Source organism: Dyadobacter sp. HNCC25DJ184 (assembly GCF_056895215.1).
In genome coordinates, this window is sequence record NZ_JBXHAQ010000017.1 from 51,771 (window position 1) to 76,014 (window position 24,244).

22 protein-coding genes are annotated in these 24,244 nt (G+C 42.8%); 8 read left to right on the top strand and 14 right to left on the bottom strand.

Features of this window, described 5'->3' with window-relative positions; all coding sequences use genetic code 11:
- Nucleotides 1–63 precede the first annotated feature (63 nt).
- Entirely contained in the window at nucleotides 64–2,334 is a 2,271-nt protein-coding gene (locus AC1XUD_RS22050) for a monovalent cation:proton antiporter family protein (RefSeq protein ID WP_483363191.1), read from the top strand.
- On the opposite strand, the gene AC1XUD_RS22055 is transcribed toward AC1XUD_RS22050, so the two are convergent.
- The gene (locus AC1XUD_RS22055) at nucleotides 2,321–3,226 is read right to left on the bottom strand and encodes a 1-aminocyclopropane-1-carboxylate deaminase/D-cysteine desulfhydrase (RefSeq protein ID WP_483363192.1); all 906 of its coding nucleotides are present in this window, start codon (nucleotides 3,224–3,226) and stop codon (nucleotides 2,321–2,323) included. The two genes, AC1XUD_RS22050 and AC1XUD_RS22055, sit on opposite strands and share 14 nt — an antisense overlap.
- An 81-nt stretch (nucleotides 3,227–3,307) precedes the next feature.
- Here AC1XUD_RS22055 and AC1XUD_RS22060 point away from each other — a divergent pair, with 81 nt between their 5' ends.
- Together AC1XUD_RS22060 and AC1XUD_RS22065 are read left to right on the top strand one after the other, a co-directional pair.
- Nucleotides 3,308–4,339, top strand: coding sequence for an RluA family pseudouridine synthase (locus AC1XUD_RS22060; protein ID WP_483363193.1), 1,032 nt, complete (start codon nucleotides 3,308–3,310; stop codon nucleotides 4,337–4,339).
- A gap of 52 nt (nucleotides 4,340–4,391) precedes the next feature.
- The gene (locus tag AC1XUD_RS22065; protein WP_483363194.1) at nucleotides 4,392–4,835 is read left to right on the top strand and encodes a GNAT family N-acetyltransferase; all 444 of its coding nucleotides are present in this window, start codon (nucleotides 4,392–4,394) and stop codon (nucleotides 4,833–4,835) included.
- A gap of 164 nt (nucleotides 4,836–4,999) precedes the next feature.
- Here the strand turns inward: AC1XUD_RS22065 and trmD are convergent, their stop codons facing one another.
- The 5 genes from trmD to AC1XUD_RS22090 form a co-directional block, all read right to left on the bottom strand.
- A complete protein-coding gene (gene trmD, locus AC1XUD_RS22070) occupies nucleotides 5,000–5,674 on the bottom strand; it encodes a tRNA (guanosine(37)-N1)-methyltransferase TrmD (RefSeq protein ID WP_483363195.1) in 675 nt (224 codons plus the stop codon).
- On the bottom strand, nucleotides 5,664–6,224 hold the full coding sequence (gene rimM / locus AC1XUD_RS22075; protein WP_483363196.1) for a ribosome maturation factor RimM: 561 nt from the start codon (nucleotides 6,222–6,224) through the stop codon (nucleotides 5,664–5,666). The genes trmD and rimM overlap by 11 nt, the downstream gene beginning before the upstream one ends.
- Before the next feature lie 81 nt (nucleotides 6,225–6,305).
- Nucleotides 6,306–6,869 (bottom strand): 30S ribosomal protein S16, encoded by a 564-nt coding sequence (locus AC1XUD_RS22080; protein WP_483363197.1) that lies wholly within the window; start codon nucleotides 6,867–6,869, stop codon nucleotides 6,306–6,308.
- Nucleotides 6,870–6,971: 102 nt separating this feature from the next.
- Complete coding sequence (locus AC1XUD_RS22085) at nucleotides 6,972–7,283, bottom strand: hypothetical protein (RefSeq protein WP_483363198.1); 312 nt, start codon at nucleotides 7,281–7,283, stop codon at nucleotides 6,972–6,974.
- Nucleotides 7,284–7,412: 129 nt separating this feature from the next.
- A complete protein-coding gene (locus AC1XUD_RS22090) occupies nucleotides 7,413–7,655 on the bottom strand; it encodes a YtxH domain-containing protein (RefSeq protein WP_483363199.1) in 243 nt (80 codons plus the stop codon).
- A 297-nt stretch (nucleotides 7,656–7,952) separates the two neighbouring features.
- Here AC1XUD_RS22090 and AC1XUD_RS22095 point away from each other — a divergent pair, with 297 nt between their 5' ends.
- Nucleotides 7,953–8,339, top strand: a complete 387-nt coding sequence (locus AC1XUD_RS22095; RefSeq protein ID WP_483363200.1) for a response regulator — start codon at nucleotides 7,953–7,955, stop codon at nucleotides 8,337–8,339.
- Between the two features lie 102 nt (nucleotides 8,340–8,441).
- Here AC1XUD_RS22095 and AC1XUD_RS22100 read toward each other — a convergent pair whose 3' ends face one another.
- Together AC1XUD_RS22100 and AC1XUD_RS22105 are read right to left on the bottom strand one after the other, a co-directional pair.
- Complete coding sequence (locus AC1XUD_RS22100) at nucleotides 8,442–10,721, bottom strand: tetratricopeptide repeat protein (RefSeq protein WP_483363201.1); 2,280 nt, start codon at nucleotides 10,719–10,721, stop codon at nucleotides 8,442–8,444.
- 120 nt (nucleotides 10,722–10,841) lie between these two features.
- Complete coding sequence (locus tag AC1XUD_RS22105) at nucleotides 10,842–11,564, bottom strand: 3-keto-disaccharide hydrolase (protein WP_483363202.1); 723 nt, start codon at nucleotides 11,562–11,564, stop codon at nucleotides 10,842–10,844.
- Between the two features lie 249 nt (nucleotides 11,565–11,813).
- On the opposite strand from AC1XUD_RS22105, the gene AC1XUD_RS22110 reads away from it, so the two are divergent.
- Nucleotides 11,814–12,170 (top strand): SnoaL-like domain-containing protein, encoded by a 357-nt coding sequence (locus AC1XUD_RS22110; protein WP_483363203.1) that lies wholly within the window; start codon nucleotides 11,814–11,816, stop codon nucleotides 12,168–12,170.
- A 24-nt stretch (nucleotides 12,171–12,194) separates the two neighbouring features.
- On the opposite strand, the gene AC1XUD_RS22115 is transcribed toward AC1XUD_RS22110, so the two are convergent.
- The 3 genes from AC1XUD_RS22115 to pgmB all read right to left on the bottom strand — a co-directional run bounded on the left by AC1XUD_RS22115 (nucleotide 12,195) and on the right by pgmB (nucleotide 16,089).
- On the bottom strand, nucleotides 12,195–12,956 hold the full coding sequence (locus AC1XUD_RS22115; protein WP_483363204.1) for an isocitrate lyase/PEP mutase family protein: 762 nt from the start codon (nucleotides 12,954–12,956) through the stop codon (nucleotides 12,195–12,197).
- 109 nt (nucleotides 12,957–13,065) lie between these two features.
- On the bottom strand, nucleotides 13,066–15,390 hold the full coding sequence (locus AC1XUD_RS22120; RefSeq protein WP_483363205.1) for a glycoside hydrolase family 65 protein: 2,325 nt from the start codon (nucleotides 15,388–15,390) through the stop codon (nucleotides 13,066–13,068).
- Between the two features lie 42 nt (nucleotides 15,391–15,432).
- Nucleotides 15,433–16,089 (bottom strand): beta-phosphoglucomutase, encoded by a 657-nt coding sequence (gene pgmB / locus AC1XUD_RS22125; protein WP_483363206.1) that lies wholly within the window; start codon nucleotides 16,087–16,089, stop codon nucleotides 15,433–15,435.
- Nucleotides 16,090–16,207: 118 nt separating this feature from the next.
- Here pgmB and AC1XUD_RS22130 point away from each other — a divergent pair, with 118 nt between their 5' ends.
- The 3 genes from AC1XUD_RS22130 to AC1XUD_RS22140 all read left to right on the top strand — a co-directional run bounded on the left by AC1XUD_RS22130 (nucleotide 16,208) and on the right by AC1XUD_RS22140 (nucleotide 20,165).
- Entirely contained in the window at nucleotides 16,208–17,953 is a 1,746-nt protein-coding gene (locus AC1XUD_RS22130; protein ID WP_483363207.1) for an alpha-amylase family protein, read from the top strand.
- A gap of 162 nt (nucleotides 17,954–18,115) precedes the next feature.
- Nucleotides 18,116–19,000, top strand: coding sequence for an N-acetylmuramoyl-L-alanine amidase-like domain-containing protein (locus AC1XUD_RS22135; RefSeq protein ID WP_483363208.1), 885 nt, complete (start codon nucleotides 18,116–18,118; stop codon nucleotides 18,998–19,000).
- A gap of 91 nt (nucleotides 19,001–19,091) precedes the next feature.
- Complete coding sequence (locus AC1XUD_RS22140; RefSeq protein WP_483363209.1) at nucleotides 19,092–20,165, top strand: mechanosensitive ion channel family protein; 1,074 nt, start codon at nucleotides 19,092–19,094, stop codon at nucleotides 20,163–20,165.
- An 88-nt stretch (nucleotides 20,166–20,253) separates the two neighbouring features.
- On the opposite strand, the gene AC1XUD_RS22145 is transcribed toward AC1XUD_RS22140, so the two are convergent.
- From AC1XUD_RS22145 to AC1XUD_RS22155, 3 genes are all read right to left on the bottom strand, one after another.
- Nucleotides 20,254–21,888, bottom strand: coding sequence for a SulP family inorganic anion transporter (locus AC1XUD_RS22145; RefSeq protein ID WP_483363210.1), 1,635 nt, complete (start codon nucleotides 21,886–21,888; stop codon nucleotides 20,254–20,256).
- A 180-nt stretch (nucleotides 21,889–22,068) separates the two neighbouring features.
- Nucleotides 22,069–23,439, bottom strand: coding sequence for an ATP-binding protein (locus tag AC1XUD_RS22150; RefSeq protein ID WP_483363211.1), 1,371 nt, complete (start codon nucleotides 23,437–23,439; stop codon nucleotides 22,069–22,071).
- On the bottom strand, nucleotides 23,436–24,113 hold the full coding sequence (locus tag AC1XUD_RS22155) for a response regulator (RefSeq protein ID WP_483363212.1): 678 nt from the start codon (nucleotides 24,111–24,113) through the stop codon (nucleotides 23,436–23,438). The genes AC1XUD_RS22150 and AC1XUD_RS22155 overlap by 4 nt, the downstream gene beginning before the upstream one ends.
- Nucleotides 24,114–24,244: the final 131 nt, after the last annotated feature.

A 24,244-nucleotide genomic window follows, 5' to 3' on the forward strand; every position in this document is an offset into this window, starting at 1 on the left:
TGATTCGTCAAAGGCTTTTTGTATTTTATTGAATTACGGATAATTCATGTTACTCTACTCACAATGACTCACGTTCCTCAATTAATTGTTGACCTATCACTTATTCTTGCAATGGCGGGTATCATTACCCTCATTTTCAAGAAAATGAAGCAGCCCGTCGTGCTCGGATATATCCTGGCAGGACTGATTGTTGGGCCCAATTTTTCGATCTTTCCAACGATTACCGAAGTAAAAAATATCGAAGTCTGGGCCGAAATCGGCGTTATCGTTCTTTTGTTTAATCTTGGTTTAGAGTTCAGTTTTAAAAAGCTCGTCAAGGTCGGCAGCACGGCTGCGATCACCGGACTTTTTGAAGTAGCCTTAATGCTCGTAACCGGATTCACTGTCGGCCAGTTACTCGGCTGGACTAAAATTGACAGCCTTTTCCTGGGAGGTATCATCGCCATATCATCCACCACCATTATATTCCGGGCTTTTGACGAATTGGGACTTAAGACCCAACAGTTCACCAAAGTAGTTTTTGGTATCCTCGTGATTGAAGATTTGGCTGCGGTATTACTCATCGTATTACTTTCAACCCTTTCCATCAGCCAGCAATTTGCGGGAATGGAGCTAATTCAGTCCATTCTCAAATTATTCTTCTTCCTCACGATCTGGTTTTTAGGCGGGATATTCATTTTCCCAACTTTGCTTCGGAAATATAGAAATTTGATGAATGATGAAAGCGTGTTAATTACGTCACTCGCTTTGTGTTTCGGAATGGTATTCCTTGTGACGCAAGCTGGGTTTTCTGCAGCGCTGGGCGCATTTATAATGGGCTCAATTTTAGCAGAAACAACACATGCTGAGAAAATCGAGCATTTATTAAAACCTGTCAAAGATTTATTCGGGGCTATATTCTTCATCTCGGTTGGTATGCTGATCAATCCGAAACTATTGATGGAATATGCCGTTCCGACCATGATCCTTGTCTTCGTGGTCATTATCGGAAAATCATTATACGTCTCGCTGGGAGCTCTCATTTCCGGACAGCCTTTGAAGAAATCGATGCAGGCCGGGATGAGCTTATCGCAGATCGGAGAATTCTCCTTCATCATTGCCAACCTGGGGCTGGCCTTGAAGGTTACCAGCGACTTCCTATATCCAATTGCCGTGGGAGTATCTGTAATCACCACATTTACAACGCCTTATATGATGCGCGCATCTGAGCCACTGTACAATTGGCTGGAAAAGTCAATCCCAACCAAATGGAAGGTATATCTGAGCAGATACAGTAGTAGCACGGATACAATTGCACAGACAACACATTGGAACAAAATCCTGAAATCTTATTTTCAAAGTATCCTGATTAACTCTGTGGTGGTAATCGGAATCATCTTATTATGTTCAAGACAACTCGCCAGCCAACTGCATTCAAGAGTTCCGGAAACTTACCTTACCAATTCGGCTTTGGCTGGAATTACCTTTTTGCTGACAGCACCTTTTCTTTGGGCATTAGTATTTAAAAGAGGTGCCCATAAGGCATATTCTGCACTTTGGCTTAGCAGAAAATATAGCCGTGGGCCACTGCTGATGCTCGAAGTTTCGAAGGTCTTGATTGCCATTTTATTAATGGGATTTCTACTTAGTTCCTTTTATGCCACACCGACAGCGCTGTCCGTTGCAGGGGGTATCATGGGCCTCGCGTTCATTATCTTTTATACAAGAATCCAGGCCTTTTACCACAAAATTGAGACCAGATTTTTAAACAATCTTAATGCGCGTGCCCTGGAAGGAAGTGGGAAATCTAAAAATTTGTTACTGCCTTGGGATGCTCACTTTGCGTTTCTGGAAGTAAGTCCGGATTCAAGCCTTATAGGGAAAAGTCTGAAGGAACTGGCAATACGGGAAAAGTTCGGAATCAATGTAGTGTTGATTGAACGTGGAAGCAAAACCATTCAACTGCCAAGGCCAACTGAAGTACTTTATCCATTTGACCGCATCGAGGTGATTGGGACGGATTTACAACTGGAAGCGTTCAGAGGGCACGTCGAAGTAAGTGCAAGCGGAGATATCTATATGGCTCATGAGGATGCAATTGTGCTTCAGAGAATTGAAGTTCCTAACGACTCTATATTAAAAGGAGAAACGATCAGAAATAGCCAGATTCGAGAAAAGACGCACTGTATGATCATTGGCCTGGAACGAAATGGCGAACGTATTTTGAACCCGGATGCGAGCATGGTCATTCGGGAACAAGACATACTCTGGATCGCAGGCGACAAGACTCTAATCAAAGATTTCTTCAAGGAAACAAACGAATCCCGGAACTCCGGCATGATCAGCGCAGTATAGGCAAGAGTCCTTGCAGCCCGCCGGTGTGGACGGCAACGATATTCGAATTTTGATCAAAATGGCCTTTCGATATTAGCTCGTAAAGGCCATTTATCATTTTACCGGTATATACCTGTTCAAGCTGAATATTATGTTTTTGCTTAAAATCAATAATAAACTTCAGAAGCTCAGGAGTCCATTTCCCATATCCTCCAAAGTGATATGCAGTTTTCAAATCAAGTTTGTCTATATCAGATTCATCTGGAATTAGATGGGCAATTTCCTTTTTCAAAAATCCCCCGTCTTTCAAAACCGCGAAACTAATTACTTTATTTCCAGATGATAATATGCCTGCAGTTGTACCGCCTGTTCCGGCGGCCAGTGCATAGCAATCAGGTTGAAAGCCAAGTTGCTGTTCCACTTCGCGGGTCATCTCCGCTACCCCCTTCAAAGCAAGTATCGAACTTCCTCCTTCAGGTATGACAAATGGATTATTATAATCCACTTTAATCCCTTCCAAAAAGGCTTCAGAATCTTTCTCCCTATACTCCGCACGACTGACGTAATGGAGTTTCATTCCATATTCTCTGCAAAATCTGAGCGTTTCCGACTCTTGTTGAAAAGTATGCGCTTCCCCTCTGACAATACCAACAGTGGACAAACCTAATTCCTTTCCAGCTGCAGCGACGGCGAACAAGTGATTCGAATAGGGACCGCCAAATGTGAGGATAGAAGTCGCCTTTTGATGAATTGCCTCGCTTAGGTTATATTTTAATTTTCGCCACTTATTACCCGACACAAGGGGGTGAATCAGATCATCGCGTTTGATATACAGTCGCACGCCCGCCTCTTCTGTCACCTTATCTTTTACCTCAATAAGCGGAGTCGGAAGATTGCTGCTAAGTAAATTCACTTTATTTGGTAATTTTGTGTCAATATAAGGGTTTTACGAATTGCTACTATCCCTTCCATTTCTTCATTACATCCATCATTAATGCTTTCAGACGAGCCCGAAATTATTTCAGAAGAAGACGATTTATTTGAACATTATCGCATCGTAGCCGACAAAGGCCAGAGTCTGATGCGTCTGGACAAATTTCTTAGTCTGCACGTACCTAACGCTTCGAGGACAAAAATACAAAATGGAATTGAGGCGGAAGCGGTCAAAGTAAATGGGCATATCACAAAGGCAAGCTATAAGATTAAACCACTTGATGTGGTGACGCTGTCATTGCCCGAGCCACCGCGTGATACTGAGATCATTCCGGAGAATATCCCGTTGGATATTATATATGAAGATGACGTTCTCCTGATCGTCAATAAGCCGACGGCAATGGTGGTTCACCCTGCGTTTGGAAACTGGACCGGAACACTGATCAATGCATTGGTATATCATTTTCAACAATTGCCAACGGGAAGAAACGGACAAGGTCGCCCGGGGCTTGTTCACCGAATTGACAAGGATACTTCCGGTATTTTGGTAATTGCCAAGACAGAATTTGCCATGTCTTTTTTGGCGAAACAATTTTCAGATCATTCGATCGAAAGAACGTATCAGGCGTTGATATGGGGAAGCCCGAAAGAACCACAAGGCACGATAACCGGCAATATCGGTCGTAGTACCCGCGACCGTCGCGTAATGGATGTATATCCGGATGGTTCGCAGGGAAAACATGCGGTGACTCACTATGAGGTCCTGAATTCATATCACTATGTTTCTTTGATCAAATGCAATCTGGAAACAGGCCGTACACATCAGATACGTGCCCATATGAAGTATCTGGGCCATCCGATATTCAATGACGGGACATATGGCGGAGATCGCGTATTGCGGAGCTCAACAAGCGGTGCATACAAGATGATGGTGCAAAATTCTTTCGATCTTTTACCCGGGCAGGCATTGCACGCGAAGTCGTTGGGGTTTATTCATCCGACTACAAAAGAATGGATCCAGTTTGATACGGACTTACCTGCCAACTTTCAGCAGATCGTGGACAAATGGGAGGCTTACACCAACAATCGATAAAAAATACAGTAAATTTCGAACGGCTTAGAATTTTAAAATAAAAATCCATTCTATGAGAGTAACCACCCGTCTTGGAACAATCGATGATATACCGTCAGTATTTGAGTTAGTCAAAGAGCTTGCGATTTACGAAAAAGCGCTTTCTCAGGTAACGAATAATGTTGAGAAAATGAAAAAGGACTATGAAGAAAAGCTCTATAATTTCTTTGTAGCCGAAGTAGACTCCAAAATCATCGGCCTGTCTCTATATTACTACCGCTACTCCACCTGGAAAGGAAAAAGACTTTACCTGGAAGACATCATCGTCACCGAGGATATGAGGGGAAACGGAATCGGGAAAATACTTTTTGACTCCACTGTAAAAGAGGCCAAAGACTCTCACTGTTCGGGAATGATGTGGCAGGTGCTGGATTGGAATACTTCCGCCGTCGGATTTTACCGAAAATACGGCACAAACTTTGACAATGAATGGATCAATTGTAATCTGGATTTTTAGGAGCTGTTAGCTGTTAGCTGTTAGCTGTTAGCTGTTAGCTGTTAGCTGTTAGCTGTTAGCTGAAAAGAAGTTACCGGATTTGTAAGTTCCCGAAACTTGATATACTTCCCGCTATTGATCTTATAAGTGATTTAAGGTAACTAAAAGCTAATACCTAATAGCTTTTAGCTCAAAAGATCCGGCCTTCGGGCCTTTGTTCTTTCCAGAGCTTGGTTGTAGCGCCATTCTTCTATTTTCGCTTCATGGCCTGAAAGTAGAACTTCGGGCACTTTATGACCTTCAAAATCTGCCGGTCTGGAATATACCGGTGGTGCAAGTAAATCATCCTGAAATGAGTCGGTTAGCGCCGAAGTTTCGTCGTTCAAAACTCCGGGAATTAACCGGATGATTGCATCGGCCAAAACTGCCGCGGCCAGTTCCCCACCAGATAGTACGTAATCCCCGATGCTAATCTCCTTAGTCACAAACATATCCCTAACCCGCTGATCTACCCCTTTGTAGTGACCACAAAGCATCATCAGATTTCCTTTTAATGACAAACCATTCACCATTCGCTGGTTCATTTGTGCCCCATCCGGGGTCAGGTATATAATTTCATCGTACTCTCTTTCGGACAAGAGCTGTCGAATACAGCGGGCAATTGGTTCAATTTGTAATACCATACCTGCACCTCCACCGAAGGCGTAATCGTCAATCGTGCGGTGTTTGTTCACAGAATAGTCTCTGATGTCATTGATCACCACTTCAACATGCTGTGCCTGCTGCGCCCTTTTTAGAATAGAATGTGCAAAAAAGCTATCCAGCAAGTCAGGCACGCAGCTGATAATATCAATCCGCATCGTCAGGAGTTGTTTCAGATGAATCTTCCAAATATACTTCCAGCAGACCTTCCGGAAGATTCACGATTAGCCTTTGGTTTTCCTTATCAGCCTTGATGACGATATCATTAACAGTTGGAATCAGAACTTCGACCCCTTTATATTGCATCGATATCAAATCCTGACCATTCACCTCATATACCTCTTTCACAATTCCAAGCTCGCCTTCTTTTTCATCAACTACCTGAAATCCTTTGATTTCGTGATAATAGAATTCTTCGTCACCAAGCTCTTCCAATTCTTCCAATGAAAGATACAGGGAACTTCCTACCAAAGCTTGCGCCTTTTCTATTGTATTCACATCCTCAAACGTAACAATCGCGTTGTTTTGCTTCTGAAGGTTGAAGTCTTCTATGAAATACGGAACGAGTTCCCCTTTGATTTCTACAAAAACAGCATCAAGCTCCTCATAATCAGACGGATCGTTTACATCCAGATAAATCATTACATTTCCGGAGGTTCCGTGTGTACGCACAATATATCCTAGCAGGTAGCAATTATCTTGAGTCATTTTTATTTATTTTGTCCTTAAACAAATATGAGTCTGACGGAAACCGGCAGACCCATATTAGCAAAAATTTTGATTCTTCGATTATTCAGCAGACTCTTCAGCAGGAGTTTCTCCTTCTGCTTCCGCTGCTTCACCTTCAACAGCTTCAGTTTCTTCAACCACTTCTTCTTCCACCACTTCTGCAACCGGTGCATTTTTTGCAGCAATCGCTTCTGCACGAGCAGAGTTCACTTTACGTTCAGCTTCCAGCTTAGCTTCTTTTTCAGCCTGATTTTTAGCTGCCAAAGAACCTGCTGCATCTGCCTTACGACCTGTTTTAGATTCTTTCCATTCCTCAAAACGTGAATCTGCAACTTCCTGAGTGATAGCTCCTTTGATAACACCAACTTGCAAATGTTTTTTCAACATTACACCTTCGTGTTGCAAAATAGAACGTGTGGTATCAGTAGGTTGAGCACCTTTCAACAACCAATCTACAGCTTTATCAGCTTCAAGAACGATAGTTGATGGGTTTGTATTGGGGTTGTAACTTCCCAATTTTTCGATGAAGCGACCATCACGTGGTGCTCTGGCATCAGCGATAACTATATCGTAAATCGCTTTCTTTTTGCGTCCGCGACGCGCTAATCTAATTTTAACTGCCATTATAGAAATGTTTGTGGGATCTCGTCCCTTATTAATTAAGGGTGCAAATGTACGATTTTCTATTTAAAAAATAGCAATCCACCTCAAACATTCGCCTCATTATCAGATTAAAACCTCGTCCTTATCCTCCGTGACATGTTTCACCCACTTTAATCCTTTGATTAGCAGGTCACGGCCTTCATCCACTCCATGTTTCATTATTACCTTTTCGATTAGAAAAGGTGCAACGAAATTCAATGGCGTTGGAAGACTCCTTAGTACTGTTTTCCCTAAGATAGCACTCACACCCAGCTCCATTCCTTTTCCTGCCACGCCTGTAGGGCCGGCACTAATCAGTTGGGCTGCGTAATTGACCACCGACTTAATCGCCGAATGAGTTTCAGGCTCTGATTTTATATCCTCTATTTTCTCCATCTTCATATTGAGCGGTTAGTTTTTGGGGGTTAGCTTTTAGTTATTACTATGTGCGTAGTGTACAAATCAACCAGCTTTCAGCCTTAATGTGTATCTGATCGCTGGCAACCAAAAGCTAACTTCCTATAGCTACGAAATGCTTTGTTCTACGTCATCTACCAAACCCTCAGCTTTATCTTTCAATTCGGCAGCTTTCTCCTCCGACTGAATTTTGCTTTTTTCCAGCGCTTCCAGTAATTCGGAAGCAAGGCTATTCGTTCTTTTCCTTATTTTCTTTCTGGTTTTACTTCCGTCTTCAGGAGCGAACAGAAGTCCGATTACGGCCCCCAACGCCGCCGCTGTCACGATTCCCCAAAGTGCCTTATTTTTCATGATATCAAGTTTTACAGTTGAAAGTATTTTACCTAATCGTTACAATTTCCATTCCCGACATATTACCTTACTCAAGTTAGCTTTCGCCAGCCAGATTATCAATACTTTAATAGAGTATCACTGCGAACATCCCGCCTCAGTGTTGAAAATGCGGGATAAGATTCCACATTAGTTTTTCGACGCTATTTTTTTGTTAATTTGATATCGGGTGGCAAGGTTGTTGTAACCACTGTAAAAATCATTTATTTATCCTGTTTCCGATTTGCCCTCACGAGACTTACTTTCGCATAAAATTCCATGAATATTGTAATTATAGAAGACGAGCACGAGTTGGGGGTTTTGATGCGCAATTTCATTGTGAAACAACTGAGTGTTAAGTTGCCTGATCAGATCGTCAAAATTGCCACGTCTATTGCGGAGGGGTTGACCTATATACGCAAATTGAAGCCGGAATTAGTTTTTATTGATAACAATCTTCCTGATGGTAAGGGGATTCAGACTTTATCAGTAATTAAAGAGCTTGGAGGCACCGCTCACATCCCTACGTTGGTAATGATGAGTGCTATGACAGATCTAAAGGAAGAAGCTTTGCGGAATGGCGCCGATTACTTCCTGGACAAACCCATCAGTTTCGTAGAAGTTTCCAGAATTATTAAGGACCAGCTACAAGGTATCCGGGAGTAATAATTCACGAGCAAAAAAATCTCCATATTGGTGCAGCCCCTTGATTTTCGTGGAAAGATTTTCTCAATTCCATTTCACCGAAGATTTCCCTGCCAATTTCTATTACCAGAATACGGGGCATTGCGTCCCTGATTTTCCTTTTCTTCCCGGCATTTTTACTTTCTTCTGCCGATGTGAAACTCTTTTAACTGGCCGTTCAGGCTTTTTTTTGTTGTCATAGGCCACGAGCTTGAAGTCATATTCCGGAATAAAATAATCTTCCTTATACTCGGCTACCGGCAACGGCATGAAATGGCGTCCCGGAAATTTAAGGGTGTCATATTCGTACTTATAAAGATAAATAGTAACCATACCGTCGAGACTATATTTGATACCTATATCTCCATATGGCCCGTCATCTCCGGCAGAAGCAACAAGTTTCATCATCTCCTGCCGCTTTCCCTTAACCAATACATTCATATTATACTGAAAGACCCGGTGGAGAGAGTCAATTTCTAAAGCTACACCCAGATAATATTTTGCATCCGGCATCCTGTCGATCGCGGCATACATGACTGCCGTATTATTCAATGCACTTTTATCCTGATACTGCTGGTAACTCAACTTTGCTTCATCATATTTCTGATAAAAGCGATATACATTCCCAACGTTGACATTGTACAATTTATCTTTCGGAGACTTTTCCATCGCAGTTGTAAAATCTTCGAATGCCCCGTCGTATCGTGCATTCGCTTCCTGAGACTCGCGTTTTTGTTCATGTCTGTTCCCGATATAAGCCTGAACGATGCCGTGATTATTATGAAGAAAAGGCAGTTCAGGATTTTCCTTAAGTAAGCTGTCAAAGAGAGTCATCGCGCGATCCAGGTGATCATTTTCCAACAGCACAACACCCCAACCATTTTGTGCATTGATATTCTGAGGATTTAGGGCGACAGCTTTTCTAAAAACCTGAAAACCTTTTTTGAACATGTCAAAATGCAAAAGCAAATTGCCGTAATTGCTCCACATCAGGTCATATTTCTGCTCATATCGCAGGGCTTTTTCCAAAAACTGACCAGCCTCGGCATATCGTTGTTCGTCGATCAGGATACTACTCATACCTGCCAGGGCCTCATACCGGGCGGGATCAAGCCTTATTGCTTTCCGGAAGTCGTCAGCAGCGTTCTTTTTTATGCCTAAGTAATATTCAGAGAAGCCCTTACAAACAAATAAATCCGCATTGAATTTATTGTCTTCGTCCATGGCACTTTCAGCTCTCTTGAAATCTGATAAAGCTTGCTGGTATTTTTTCAACCCATAATTGGCCACCGCCCTTCCCAATATAGCGGGCATGAAAAGGGAATCTTTTTGAATCACTTTTTCAAAAAGCTCCATCGCCTGTTCATACTCATGGTTCGACAAATGGATATTAGCTAATCCGCAAAACACTGAAGCGTTCTCCCTTTTCACAGTCAGAGCAAGTCGATAATAACGTTGGGCTTCTCCAAGGTTCATCAATCCATAGTATGAATGCGCGAGACCGAGATATGCATCTCCCCGGTATGTTTTGTCGTCGGTTTCCAGGTAAAGCTCAAAAACGGCTCTTGCCCTTCCAAACTCGTTGATGGCCAGCAGTGCATTTGCATATCGGATTTGAGCCTTAGGGTGCTTGCGCGCCACTTTTTCAAAATCCTTCACCGCCTTTTTCTGCTGCCCCATGCGCATATACAGATCTCCTCGCTGAAGCCGATATGCCACCAGGTCATCATTTTGTCGAATAGCAGCTGAAAATTCGTCGATGGCCTCGTCTTTTTTGCCTTCCAATTTATAGATCAGGCCATGGTTGTAATTCCACTTTCCCTTGCTGTTATGCGCACTGGCTGTTTCAGCAAAGGATAGTCCCTCCCCATATTTTTTCTGTTTTCCAAAACCATACAGAATGTTGAGGTTTCCCGAAGATTTGCTCCCATCTTCAGCCAGCTCTGATCTTCCTTTATTGAAATTCCCGGAAAGGTTGTAGAAGAGGCCGCGGTTATGTTGAATGGATTTTTCGGCAGCACCCAAATCCAGACTTTCCATGATCCGACTGGCCTTATGATAGTTGCCGGATAAAGCAAGCAACACCGCCTCGTTGTTCATCCGCTGAACAGAATCTGAAGGCTCGAAATTACTGCTATTGTACTTGCTGTAAGCCGCGTTCAATGCGCGTAAGTTTTTTTGATACTCGTTATTTTTGAGCAGAGCAGGATTATTATCTTCAAAGGCTTGGTTAAAAACAGGCAATAAGTCTTTCAAAAGACTCTGACATTCCCCAAAATTCTGACCCAGAGCCGGGCAGGCCATACCAACACAAAGGAATGGCAGAAATAGAATCCAGACCCAATTGAAGCTATTAATTTTCATTTGCACATGCTGAAGCTGCTCTGGTTAACCTGATACGAAGGCAAGAGATTAGCAACCACACGCTAAAATAACAATTAATTACCAGTTATTTAAGTCCGAATTCCTTTACGAAATACAATTTCAATATGCCTTAAATTTGATGTTGCGGTACCAAACGGTACTTCCCCAATCCTGAAGTCCTATTTTCCCAGTATATAAACCTTTCCCTATCGGGGCATTTTTTAACCCACTTTTGGCGATTCTATCTTTCCAGTCAGCACTATTCAAGTCGTGTTCCTGAACCATAAATCCGTTCAGATATACCGTCAGCTTTTTATTTTTTACAATAAGGTGCAGTTTATTCCAATCGCCCACAGGATTTATCTCTCGTAGCCGGGCGTTCGCTACACCGAAAAAGTCACCTGCACGATGGGTATTTTCCTTTGCTCCCTCGTAAATATTATCATCGATTACCTGCGACTCAAGGCCGGTATTGTGCATAAATTCATATTGACTGGCCTCTTTTACGAAGAAAAATATACCGCTGTTGGCGAATTTGCTTACTTTCCATTCTGCCTTGAACTCAAAGTCTCCTTTGATATCGAAATCCGTAACGATATCGCCCCCATTTGGAGCTTTATTTCCGGCCCGAACGGGAACATCCAATTTGATCGCACCTTGATCAATTTTCCAGGCGGAACCAGGTGCTTTTCCTCCATATGCATGCCAGCCTTTCAAGTCAGTTCCATCAAAAATGAGCTTCCAACCTTCCTTTTTTTCGGCAGAAGAAAGTGTATTCAAGGATTGACTTTGCCCGTCAAAATGCACGGAAACAAGTAATAATGTAAAAAATAGGTATTTCATTGATAGTTGAGGGGGGTTGGGTGTGGGACTTCTCCCATTATTTGAAAAGATACTAAAAGACAATAAAAGAAGAGATAAGGGGTTGCTCTACTTACAGTCGTCATTGCATCCTGTCAATGATTCGTTTAAAATAGTGTAATATCTTGTCCAAATCCCCCCGTTAGAAAGTCCATTTTCCACCCCCTTCAGTTATTTTTTAGCTGATACTTTTGTCATATAAGATTTATAGCAAACACAAAAGATCTGGTTATGACCACTTATGAAGTTGGGGCTCGTTTCGATCAACTTGCCAAAGAGGAAAAATGGTTTGAAATTCAGGAAGAACTTTTTTCGGACGATGTACGGAGTATTGACCCTGAAAATTCACCGTATATGGGTTACGCCGAAGGCAAATCTGCGGTTCGCAAAAAAGGGGAAGACTTCATAAAAAAGATCGAAGCTTTTCACGGTGCGTCAACTACTGCGCCTGTCGTGGGAGGCAACCATTTTGCAGTCGGGAGAGAGATGGATATAACCTTGCAAGAAATTGGACGAGTGCAGGTGAAGGAAGTGATGCTTTATGAAGTGAAAGACGGTAAGATCGTCCTGGAGCAATTTTTCTACTGAGGCCCCTTCTGCTCTATTCTAACATTAAAATAAAGCATCAAACGACCCAGTGTCACGTATTGCTTTCATTACATCCGCTGCCTTACCATATGTTGCTCTGTAAAAGTTAGCACCAGTGCTTATCCGTTTAACACCAAGTTGGGTCAAATCCGATACTGAGAGCACTCCTTTTGTTGCGAGCACATTAAAAGGCAAAGTTGTTGATTTTACTATTTCCGTAATGTCAGCTTCTGCAACTGTAAACGGTACAAACAAACTATCGGCCCCTGCTTCTGCATATAACCTGGCCCGCATTAATGTTTCCCTGAGCGGTGAGGGATGCCCCACCAAATACGAATCCGTTCTCGTATTGATGAATATGTTTTTATTCTTCCCAGACAATCCACTTTTGATAGCTTTTATTTTCGATGCAAACTGATCGGCCGGCACAAGTGCCTTATTTTCAGAATCTTCCAAATTAATTCCGACAACACCAGTGTCTAGCAGAGCTTCGATATTGGCAATGACTTGTTCAATATCTTTCGAATATCCTGTCTCGATATCAACGGTTAATGGCAGCTGTATACTTGCTGCAATTCTTCGTACCACAAACAAGAGCTCATCAAAAGACAAATTCTCTCCATCCTCATAACCCAGCATATCCGCAATTGCCCAACTCGAGGTAGCTACCGCCTGATACCCATTTTCCTCGGATAGCTTTGCACTCCGCACGTCCCATGCATTCGCCAATATCAGAGGTTTGTCCTGATGATGTAAAGCCTTGAATATTTCGTAACCCGTTTGCATTGATGGTATCGTTTTAGATGTTCGATTCTTTCTTTCTATAACCATTGAGAAATTAAGGGCCATTGATCCTTAATTTCTCAATGGTTTAATAATTTGAAACGGCTGAATTCTAGACCATCTTATGCACAATTGAACTTCCGACTGCCACAAAAAACCGCTCCTTGTGGACAAAAATTACCAGTTCTTTTTCCGAGATATTGCTTACCGTCACTTCTTCTTTTGTCACTTTCACATTCAGCAATGACCCGCGATAACCGATCCGGAAACTGTACGAATTCCATTGATCAGGCAGATATGGCGATAAGAGTAAAAAGCCATTTTTAATCCGCTGTCCTGCAAAACCTTTCACGACGCTCATCCAGGTTCCGGCCATGGAAGTGATATGCAAGCCATCTTCCGTGTCATTGTTATAATCGTCCAAATCCAGCCGAGCTGTTCTCAAATACATCTCGTATGCCTTCTCTTTCAGTCCCAGCTTTGCAGCCAGTATCGAGTGCACACATGGCGAAAGCGACGACTCATGGACCGTCATAGGTTCATAGAAATCAAAATCCCGACGGATTTCGTCGGTTGTGAAGTCTTCTTCGAAAAGATATAAACCCTGCAAGACATCAGCCTGTTTGATGAAACACGATCTCAGGATTCTGTCCCATGACCACTTTTGATTAATCGGCCGTTGATTGGCTATATCATGTACAGTCAATAATTCTTTATCCAAAAAACCTTGCTGCTGAAGATGGACACGACGGGCTTCATCATATGGTAAGTATATATTGTCCACAATATGCTTCCAGTCAGCCATTTCGCCATTCAGGTCAAAATTTGTTTTAAGAATAATTTCGTTCAAACGTACCGAATCAGTCGTCCACAACTTGTTGATCACTTCCAATGTATACCGCAGCGTCCATGTAGCCAGATAATTGGTATACCAATTATTGTTGACATTATTTTCATATTCATTCGGCCCCGTGACGCCCAACATCACATATTTATCCTTGTCAGTCGACCAGTTAACGCGTTGCTTCCAGAACCTTGATATACCGATCAAAACTTCCAGACCATACTGGGAAAGGTAATCTTCGTCGCCGGTATATCGGGTATAATCATAAATCGCATATGCAATTGCGCCATTACGGTGGATTTCCTCGAAGGTTATTTCCCACTCGTTATGGCATTCCTCTCCGTTCATTGTCACCATAGGATACAGTGCCGCTCCATTCGTGAAACCCAGTTTTTCTGCGTTTTCGATGGCCTTATCCAATTGCTTGTAACGATATACCAGCAAATTTCTCGAAACCTTCTGGTCGGAGGTTGACAGGTAAAAAGGAATACAATATGCCTCGGTATCCCAATAGGTACTTCCGCCGTACTTCTCGCCGGTGAACCCTTTCGGGCCTATATTAAGACGCTCATCCTCACCAGTATATGTCTGCTGTAAATGAAAAATATTAAATCTGATTCCCTGCTGAGCCGCGTCATTTCCTTCAATGGTGATATCATTTCCCGCCCACTTTTCGGCCCAGGCAGCCACGTGGCGCTCTAGTAAGACGTCGAAACCGTCTTCGTATATGCGCTGCACATAATTTTTACAGGATGTCAGCAACTCTTCGCGGGGATAATTCGCAGACGATAAATTGACCCCATATTTATATACGATCAACTCCTGTCCCTGCCTAACATCCATCGTCACTGTTCCGGCGACGTACTTCTCGCGCTTCACGGGCAACGACTGATATTCTACTTTTAAATCATTAATTTTCACCTCAAACCCCATCCCTGTTGCGACCTGAAATCGTTCAACGCCATAAGGATTTGCTTTCGTTTCCAATATCAGATATCCTTCTGAGAAACTGGTCTCCCGATATACCTCATCCCAAAAGCTTTCGTCATAATTCGAATCGCGATTTTGGATATTTCCGTCGAGATATGGGGTGATCGTTATCAGATCGTCAAAGTCTAACGGAGTGATGCTATATCTGATGGCACCTGACTCGTCGTCGGCCATACTGCAAAAGCGTTTCGAGTGGATTTTCAGGCGACGCCCTCCCGGTAAAGCTACCGTTGCCGTTCTTTCCAGATACCCTTCCTTCATATTTAACTCGCGGCGGAAACTTTCGACTAGGCAGGTATTCAAGTCCAAAATCTCCTCCCCGATTTTCACATCTATTCCCACCCAGTTGCATGCATTCAGCACTTTCGCGAAATAATTAGGATATCCATTTTTCCACCAGCCAACTCTTGTTTTATCAGGAAAATATACGCCGGCAACATAATTGCCCAGTAAAGTCTTTCCAGAATAGGCCTCTTCAAAATTCCCCCGCTGACCCATACGACCGTTTCCAAGGCTCATGAGGCTCTCCGTTATTTCGTTATTGGCCGTATGAAAGCCATCTTCAACTATGGACCAGGGGTCGTGTGTAATATAATTCTTCATCCTGAAATCAGTTACTATTTGTTTGTGATGTAATGCCTTAGGTTATTTAAATTGACTTTTAAGATCTGAGAGGCTAAAATTCTCAAATCCTTCCACTACGATATCTGCCTGGGTTAGAACAGAAGCCTCTCCTATTCCGACCGCGTACATTCCCCCCGCTTTTGCAGCTTCTACTCCAGCAACCGCATCTTCAAAAACCACACAGTCTTCCGGAGCTAAATGCAAATCATTTGCTCCGATCAAGAATACTTCCGGATCCGGCTTGCTTTTCGTGATTCTTGTTCCGTCCACGATCGTTTCGAAATAATCCAGCATATCGATTCGCTCTAATATTACTCTCGCATTTTTACTGGCAGATCCCAGTCCAATTTTTATACTGGCCGCCTTGACTTCCTCCATAAATCTGCGAACTCCCGGAAGCGTATCATCGGGCGTCATTTGCTGACATAATTCAAGGTATCTGGCATTCTTTACTGCTGCTCTGGCAACCTTTTCTTCATCGGTCAATGTGGCATTTCCGAAGCCCAGAATGATGTCTAACGACTCCATTCTGCTAATCCCTTTCAGACTCTCATTTTGTTCTAAACTAAGGTCAAAACCGAGGTCGTTGGCCAGCTCGCGCCATGCTATATAATGGTACTTTGCAGTGTCTACAATCACCCCGTCCAAATCAAAAAGGCAGGCACTTAATGTCGGCATATCATTTCAAATTTAATATCTTGCAAAATAGTAAAAGAAGAACAAAATGTAGAAAAGGATTTCTCTGTATTCGTTTTCTTATCGCCCTGAGCCGTTCACTCCAAACATAACAAACTATATGTCAGCGACAAAAAAGGACAAATTTGTATTATATCAGATCTTCACAAGGCTGTTTGGTAACACCAATACAACCAATAAATTTTACGGTACAATTGAGGAAAATGGTTGTGGAAAGTTTAATGATATAAACGACAATGCGCTGCGCTCGATCAAAGACCTCGGCGTGACACATGTGTGGTATACTGGTGTAATTGAGCACGCAACGCTGACGGATTATAGTAGCTATGGAATTTCCATTGATCACCCATTGATCGTAAAAGGTCGGGCGGGATCGCCCTATGCAGTGAAGGATTATTATGATGTGGATCCGGATCTGGCTGTAAATGTCCCCGACCGGATGGCCGAGTTTGAAGCATTGGTAAAAAGGACGCATGAACATGAGCTCAAGGTAATTATTGACTTTATCCCAAACCATGTTGCGCGCCAATATAACTCGGACGTACGTCCTTCACATGTGCCGGATTTTGGGCAAGATGACGATACGAGTCTCAGCTTTTCACCTCAAAATAACTTCTATTATATACCCCATCAGGATTTCATAGTTCCTGCAGGTCATACCCCTCCGGTGACTGTGGTGTCTCCATATCTGGAACGTCCTGCCAAGGCAACGGGAAATGATGTTTTTCAGGCACAACCGAGCCAGTATGATTGGTATGAAACTATTAAACTAAACTATGGTGTCGATTATCTGAACGGCCATGCTACATATTTTGATCCAATTCCGTCCACATGGTTAAAAATGTACGATATCCTCGCATTCTGGACTGGTAAAGGTGTGGATGGATTCAGATGCGATATGGCGGAGATGGTCCCGGTAGAATTTTGGGGCTGGGTAATTCCAAAGGTTAAAGCCTTGAATCCTGATATCATTTTTATTGCAGAGATATACAATTCAGGTGCTTACCACAACTATATTAACAACGGCAAATTCGATTATCTGTACGATAAGGTTGGGCTTTATAACTCTCTGGAAAAACTGATCAAAGGCCACGGTAGTGCCGAAGATCTTACCAGATTGTGGCAGCAGGAAACAGGAGATATTGAACCCAATATGCTTCGTTTTCTGGAAAATCATGATGAACAGCGGCTGGCTTCCCGTTTTTTTGCAGGAGATCCCTGGCTGGCCGTTCCTGCGATCACACTTTGTGCAACGATGAATACGGGGCCATTTATGCTCTATTTTGGCCAGGAACTCGGAGTAAGATCTACCGAATCCGAAGGTTTTCAGGGAGACGATGGCAGAACTACAATATTCGACTATTGGAGCTTGCCCGAAATACAGGAATGGATGGGTGACGGAAGTTATGACGGTAAGACTTTTAACAAAGAAAGGAAGGCACTACGTGATTTTTATCAGCGACTTAATCACTTCATAACCAACAACGAAGCTATATCGGAAGGTGCTTTTTACGATCTTCAGTATGTAAATATCGATGGTCAGAGCCCTCATTACGATAAAACGAGGATTTACACTTTCCTTCGTTATACCGCGGCGCAACGCTTCCTTTTGGTTTACAATTTTGACCGAAACAATACTTACGAGACCAATATTAAAATGCCTGAAGAAGTATGGGCTCAGACGCTGGGATTAAAGAGATCTCCATCCTATATCCTGAAACCCGTTTTTCCTCAATTAACCCCACTGCCCCACCTTGAAGCTGCGTCAATCACGTCGTCAGGTGTTCAGATTACTTTGCCTCCAGTATCGGTTTGTATTTATGAGATTGTCGCAAAAGATATCTGAACGAAGAACTGGCATGCCTTTTTGCTAAAAAGTTGACGTAAAATTCCTTCCGCTATTTCACCAAACAACACATCAGGATGGAGAAATGCGCGCAGTTTTATAAATTGTAGGATAAATTTGCATTAAGACTTATTCACTCAACACTGTTTACTCCATTTTAAAATGAATGTTTTTAAAGGTATCTGTTCAACCGAATGGAATCCAGTCCGTCAATCCGTTGAGGCCACAAGCGTATCAAAAGCTCTCTCAGTCGTAATATTATACTTTACGTTAACTTCCGCCTTTGCCCAACAAAGTGTTCAGAAACAATTTGAACAAAAAATGGAGCTTCCGGAAAGTGGTGGTATGGGTATGCAGGTTTTAAGGATGAGTGAGTCTTTTTTGGGCATACCCTACGTGGCTAGCACGCTGGAAGGAAATTCCACCGAGCGCCTCGTTTGCAAATTTGACGGGGTTGATTGTACCACTTTGGTGGAAAGTTCCGTGGCACTGGCAGTTGCAAAATCTGAGGACCAGACTTTCGATGATTTCAAAAAAGAACTCACCGATCTCCGGTATCGTAACGGCACCATTGATGGATATCCTTCACGACTGCACTATGTACTCGACTGGATGTATGAAAATGAAAAAAGAGGCAGGCTGCATGATATCACCGAAAAACTCGGTGGAATTCCGTATAAAAAGGAAATTAATTTCATGAGTACCCATGCCAACTTGTACCCGTCGCTGGCCACTTCGGAGGTTTGGGAAAAAGTAAAGGCTCAGGAAAATGCGATCAACGAGAGGGAATATTCATATATACCCAAGTCAGAAATCGGCAAAACCGAGCCTTTACTGAAAAACGGAGATATCATTGCTTTCACGTCTTCGGTGCCCGGACTGGACTGTAACCATATGGGAATTATTACTAAAATCGGGAACAGGGCATATCTGCTGCACGCGTCATCTGCCGAGAAAAAAGTGATTTTATCTAAAACACCGTTGGCTGAATATGCGGCTTCGGTTGCCAAACACACGGGCATCATCGTCGCCCGAATGACGGAATAAACGTTATCAAATTATTGGTCAGTGGATTATTATTAAACATGATGTCTAATAACAGAACGATCGTGTCAATGAAAACCGAACTTTTGATATCATGAATATCGACTTTAATGAATTACTAAGACTGCTGGACTTCAAGCATCAGCCATGGATCAGTATCGGCGTCGGAACGCTTATTGGTTTTCTTGCTGCCTTTATTTTATCCGGTATTATCAAAATTACAGCCAGGAAGAAAGATTGGCAAGTGGTAAAAACCATTAGCGAGAACATGAGCGGAGTATTATATCTGTTTTTCCCGCTGCTGATCATCAATATCATCGCCCAGCCTTTTTCCCATCGTACGCATTTATATGCTCTTATTTACGGAATCGACAAAACGCTACTGGTTGCCGTAACTACCTGGCTGGCAGCAAGGATCGTGATTATTATCGAGATTGTTTTAATAGACAATCTGGATATTAAAGGCGAAAATAATTTACAGGCAAGAAGAATATATACCAAGATCAAGTTCATCAAACGGATCATTGTTGGGATATTGGTCAGTTTGGGCGTTGCGGTATTGCTTTTGAGTTTCGACAGCGTTCGTCAATATGGAGTGGGTATCATCACTTCGGCAGGTATTGCCAGTGTGATCGTCGGTTTTGCGGCGCAGAAGTCGATTGCCAATTTGCTGGCAGGTATTCAGATCGCATTCACTCAGCCTATCAAAATTGATGATGTCGTAATTGTTGAAGGCGAATGGGGGCGAATAGAGGAAATTAACATCACGTATGTCGTTGTCAATATATGGGATTCCCGCAGACTTGTACTGCCTATCACTTATTTCATTGAAAAGCCGTTTCAAAACTGGACCCGCAACAACAGTGACCTCATCGGCACCGCCTTTTTTCAACTGAACTACACAACGCCTGTAGATAAACTTAGAAACCAGCTGGAAATCATTCTTGACAAAACGCCACTTTGGGACAGAAAATCGTGGGCACTTCAGGTCACGGATACTCAGGAGCAATATATGGTAGTAAGAGCCATTATGTCGGCGCGGAATTCATCTGAGGCTTTTGATCTTCGCTGTCTTGTCCGTGAGAAGCTTATCGAATATATAGTGACCGAGATTCCGGAAGCACTGCCTGTTTTCCGCCAGCTCAATTCCAACGACGGCTTGCTTTAAGACAAAAAAATTGGCTACCAGAATCCGGAAGCCAATTTCTCCTTACTACTCACCTAACTCAATTTAATAAAAACTGTGTTAATCTTTGTTACCGATCAGCACCCGGCTGATATTGTGTTACGATAACCTTTGGGTTCTTTCGTGCCGCAAAAGGATGCGACGATAATGCTTTATGTTGTCCGAGTCCTATCAGTTCCATTGAACCTCCGTGAAACTCATAATCATTTTTTAGTTTATGTAAATTCTCCATCACCGTGCGATCCACATATGGAGCGTCTGAAAAATCCACTTGTACTCTTTTACCGGCAGGTATATCTGCCAATTTATTTTTCAGTAACAGATAGTTGGTAAAAACCGCCGACCTTGGAACTCGGACGAAATGATGATCGCCGTTGATGGTCACTTCGATTTTCGGTGCAAAAATGTGCGACAATTTCACACCGTATATCAACTGAATTATTATTTTAACTACAATCCCACTCACAATCCCAATCAACAGATCGGTACTCAACGCTACAAAAATCGTGATCAGAAATATAGCCAGCTGCTCTTTTCCTATATGGTAAATATTCTTTACCTCCGAAGGTGATGCCAGCTTGAAACCTACATAGATCAACATCGATGCAAGTGCTGCCATTGGAATCATTTTGATCACCGGCGAAAGCAATATCACGAATAGCAACAGACACACGCCATGAAAAAGGCTGGCCCACCTCGTTCTCGCACCATTGTTGATATTCGCGGAACTACGCACTATCTCCGATATCATCGGTACCCCTCCAAACACTCCAGCCACAATATTGCCAATACCAACAGCCGTTGTTTCCCGATTCAAATCCGATTTCCGTTGAAATGGATCAAGCGAATCAATAGCCTTCACCGTCAACAAAGATTCAAGACTTCCGATCAATGCGAACATGACGACATATTTCATGAAAATCGGCAACAATTCTCCCCTCGCCCCTCCGAAATCTACACTCCATGCGAATCGAAAATCACCTGGATTGATAAGCGGTTTAAAGTTTGCAAATGTCGGCTCGGTTAAATGGAAAAAACGTCCTAATGCAATTGAAATAACTAATACCACAAGTGCTGGAGGTACTTTTTTTAAAAAACCTAACGAAAGGTACTTCCAGCCAAACATGATCATCAGACCAACCAATCCTATGATTGCGATATGGTATTCCATATGCATCAAATAGAGCGGAATGCCTTCTAGCAATGCAAGCGAACTCTTTCCTTTCAACAGCGCCGGAGCAACTCCAACAGCCAAGGGTATCTGTTTGGCAATTACAACTAATCCGATTGCTGCTAAAATTCCATGAACAGCGGACAACGGAAAAAAATCAGCGTAGTTGGGCAACTTAAAGACACCCATCAAAACCTGAATCACTCCCGCAACTACTATCGCACCGAGGGCAAGATGCCAACCTAAAACAGCATCTCCTTTTCCCAACTCCTCTACTGCACCTCCAACGACAACGATCAAACCTGCGGCTGGTCCTTTAATTGTCAATTCTGAATTCGTCAAAAACGATATTAAAATGCCTCCTGTTATGGCCGTTAAAACACCCATCATCGGCGGAAATCCACTAGCTGCTGCGATACCCAAACTAAGCGGCAAAGCGATTGCAGAAACCATGAACCCGGCATTAAGATCCTTTATCCAATTCTCCTGAAATCCTTTGATGCCCATCGTAGGTTCCCATGACTTTGGATTCATAATCTTTACCGAAATTGGGTATAAATTTTGGCTGATATTACGGGCTTGAAATACTTCAAAGAACTACCAAACCATTTGGATATTAACTCCTTGGATAAAACCGTGTTGTACCAACTGATTCTATGATACAAATCACATCAGAGTTTGTTAAAGGGGAATTAACAGGGAATTAAAATGTAGTTAAAAAGGCGGGAAACGCAGAATAAATGTAGTTCCAACTCCAAGCTTGGAGTCGACTTCAATGCTCGCTCCCTGCATCGTGATAATTCTCTTGGTGAGCGCAAGACCGATACCGTAGCCCGACTTACTCATTGTGGAGGCGCTTCTGTAAAAGGTATCAAAAATATAAGGCAGTTCTTCTTTCGAAATACCAGAACCAGTGTCTTTGAAAAATAAGTTAATGGAATTGTTTTCCGCTTCCAGATAGACATTGACAGTCTTGTTTTCGGAATACTTACAGGCATTGTCCATAAGGTTAACGAAAGCAGTCCGAAGCAAACTTTCATCACCATATCTCATGAGCTGTTCCTCATTTTCGGGAATTTTGCCATAATGAATATGAACCTGATATCCCGGATTCTTTTGCATCACCGAAGCCTGAGCCTGCCACAGTACTTCGTCCACCCTGATCTTGTAAAAAGTTACGCGAAATGTTTCTTCCTCAGTCCTGGCAAGTTCAAGCAAACGATTCACTAACTCATTCATTTCCTTCACCTCTCCCAATATGCCAGATAACGCCTCCTGATAGCTTGCTGAGTCGCGCTCTTTCATGAGCGTCACTTCCACCTCACTCATGATTAGTGCTAAAGGCGTACGTAATTCATGAGACGCGTGGGAGACAAAATTCTTTTGGGCTACGAAAGCGATTTCAAGCCGATGAAGCATAGAGTTGAAGGTTTCGGCGAGCAACGCCAGCTCATCTTTCTCGCGCCCTACGTGTACTGTTTCATGCAGATTGCCTGCAGAAATTTTATTCACCTGGGCGATTATATCCGCGACGGGCTTAATGGCGTCGTTAGCGAACTGCCAGCCAGCCACACCCACCAAGCCAAGTGCCAGCATCCATCCGATGACAAGAATTTCGCGCAAACGGTCTAATTGGTTAAGCCCCTGCAAATCTTTGGCACTTGCCGCTACGACCCACGGACGCCTGTGATCCTGGAGAATATGGCGGATCACGATTACCTCTTTTTTATCAAGTTTGGTCTTGATTTCCTTACCAGCCCTTACTTCGGCGATGATCGTTTTGGGGAGATTAAAGGCATTTTCACCGCTGTTGAATATGACAGAATCAGCTCCGTCAAAAAGCGTAATCTCTTCATCCAGCAAAACGGTGTTATTTTCTTTTTCAATTTTCTCAATATCCGCCTTGCTGATTCCCTGCCGTGCCTCGATAAGTTGTGCAACAGTTTGCCCTCTCTCATTTAAAAAAGAGTAAAACTGTTTCTCACGATATTGGTCGTAAAAAAAGTAAATAGACAAACAAAACAAGGCCATGATGGAGCCAACCAACATGGTAAAAAGCAATGTCAGCCTGGCTTTGATGTTCATTCTTCCTTGAAGATATATCCCATACCTACTACGGTATGTATCAGTTTGTTAGGGTAGTCTTTATCTACTTTTTTTCTAAGGAAATTGATATACACATCAATCACGTTAGTACCTGTATCGAAACGGATGTCCCACACTTGTTCGGCGATATCTACACGTGAAACGACACGTCCTCTATTTCTCATCAGATATTCCAGCAAAGCAAATTCTTTGGCCGTAAGATCAATTCGGTTTCCTCCTCTTCGGGCAACTTTTTCATCCAGGTTCAATTCCAGATCTGCCAGAGACAGCACCTGACTCGTTTGCTCGCGATTGGTATTTCTTTGAGAAAGAACCTTTATCCGTGCTATCAGCTCACGGAATTCAAAAGGTTTGACAAGATAGTCGTCAGCACCTGCTTCGAAGCCGTCAAGTTTATCGTCAATCGTCCCGAGTGCAGTCAAAAATAATATCGGTGTTTTGAGTCCTTCGCTTCGAAGCTGTTTAGAGAGATCATATCCGTTCAGGATCGGCAGGTTAACGTCGAGAATGATGATATCGAAGCGATAGTTGGAAGCCATCTTTTTCCCAACCTGACCATCATAAGCCAACTCTACCTCCCACGACTGTTCTTCAAGACCCCGTTTCAAAAATCCAGCCAGTTTAGGTTCGTCCTCAACCACAAGTATTTTCATTCGTACTTTTATTTTGGTTAAATAAAAATTGCAATTCACCTTCCGCCTTAAATTTAGCGAAGCAATTCAAAATTCAAATGTTGCACGGATTTAAGACATTTCATAAAAAAAGCCATTCTGAATATAGAACG

What these genes read in the sequence shown, in the direction of transcription:
- AC1XUD_RS22050 (WP_483363191.1), top strand. Translation starts at nt 64, where the DNA reads ATGACTCACGTTCCTCAATTAATTGTTGACCTATCACTTATTCTTGCA.
- AC1XUD_RS22060 (WP_483363193.1), top strand. Translation starts at nt 3,308, where the DNA reads ATGCTTTCAGACGAGCCCGAAATTATTTCAGAAGAAGACGATTTATTT.
- AC1XUD_RS22065 (WP_483363194.1), top strand. Translation starts at nt 4,392, where the DNA reads ATGAGAGTAACCACCCGTCTTGGAACAATCGATGATATACCGTCAGTA.
- trmD (WP_483363195.1), bottom strand. Translation starts at nt 5,674, where the DNA reads ATGCGGATTGATATTATCAGCTGCGTGCCTGACTTGCTGGATAGCTTT.
- rimM (WP_483363196.1), bottom strand. Translation starts at nt 6,224, where the DNA reads ATGACTCAAGATAATTGCTACCTGCTAGGATATATTGTGCGTACACAC.
- AC1XUD_RS22080 (WP_483363197.1), bottom strand. Translation starts at nt 6,869, where the DNA reads ATGGCAGTTAAAATTAGATTAGCGCGTCGCGGACGCAAAAAGAAAGCG.
- AC1XUD_RS22085 (WP_483363198.1), bottom strand. Translation starts at nt 7,283, where the DNA reads ATGGAGAAAATAGAGGATATAAAATCAGAGCCTGAAACTCATTCGGCG.
- AC1XUD_RS22090 (WP_483363199.1), bottom strand. Translation starts at nt 7,655, where the DNA reads ATGAAAAATAAGGCACTTTGGGGAATCGTGACAGCGGCGGCGTTGGGG.
- AC1XUD_RS22095 (WP_483363200.1), top strand. Translation starts at nt 7,953, where the DNA reads ATGAATATTGTAATTATAGAAGACGAGCACGAGTTGGGGGTTTTGATG.
- AC1XUD_RS22100 (WP_483363201.1), bottom strand. Translation starts at nt 10,721, where the DNA reads ATGAAAATTAATAGCTTCAATTGGGTCTGGATTCTATTTCTGCCATTC.
- AC1XUD_RS22105 (WP_483363202.1), bottom strand. Translation starts at nt 11,564, where the DNA reads ATGAAATACCTATTTTTTACATTATTACTTGTTTCCGTGCATTTTGAC.
- AC1XUD_RS22110 (WP_483363203.1), top strand. Translation starts at nt 11,814, where the DNA reads ATGACCACTTATGAAGTTGGGGCTCGTTTCGATCAACTTGCCAAAGAG.
- AC1XUD_RS22115 (WP_483363204.1), bottom strand. Translation starts at nt 12,956, where the DNA reads ATGCAAACGGGTTACGAAATATTCAAGGCTTTACATCATCAGGACAAA.
- AC1XUD_RS22120 (WP_483363205.1), bottom strand. Translation starts at nt 15,390, where the DNA reads ATGAAGAATTATATTACACACGACCCCTGGTCCATAGTTGAAGATGGC.
- pgmB (WP_483363206.1), bottom strand. Translation starts at nt 16,089, where the DNA reads ATGCCGACATTAAGTGCCTGCCTTTTTGATTTGGACGGGGTGATTGTA.
- AC1XUD_RS22130 (WP_483363207.1), top strand. Translation starts at nt 16,208, where the DNA reads ATGTCAGCGACAAAAAAGGACAAATTTGTATTATATCAGATCTTCACA.
- AC1XUD_RS22135 (WP_483363208.1), top strand. Translation starts at nt 18,116, where the DNA reads ATGAATGTTTTTAAAGGTATCTGTTCAACCGAATGGAATCCAGTCCGT.
- AC1XUD_RS22140 (WP_483363209.1), top strand. Translation starts at nt 19,092, where the DNA reads ATGAATATCGACTTTAATGAATTACTAAGACTGCTGGACTTCAAGCAT.
- AC1XUD_RS22145 (WP_483363210.1), bottom strand. Translation starts at nt 21,888, where the DNA reads ATGAATCCAAAGTCATGGGAACCTACGATGGGCATCAAAGGATTTCAG.
- AC1XUD_RS22150 (WP_483363211.1), bottom strand. Translation starts at nt 23,439, where the DNA reads ATGAACATCAAAGCCAGGCTGACATTGCTTTTTACCATGTTGGTTGGC.
- AC1XUD_RS22155 (WP_483363212.1), bottom strand. Translation starts at nt 24,113, where the DNA reads ATGAAAATACTTGTGGTTGAGGACGAACCTAAACTGGCTGGATTTTTG.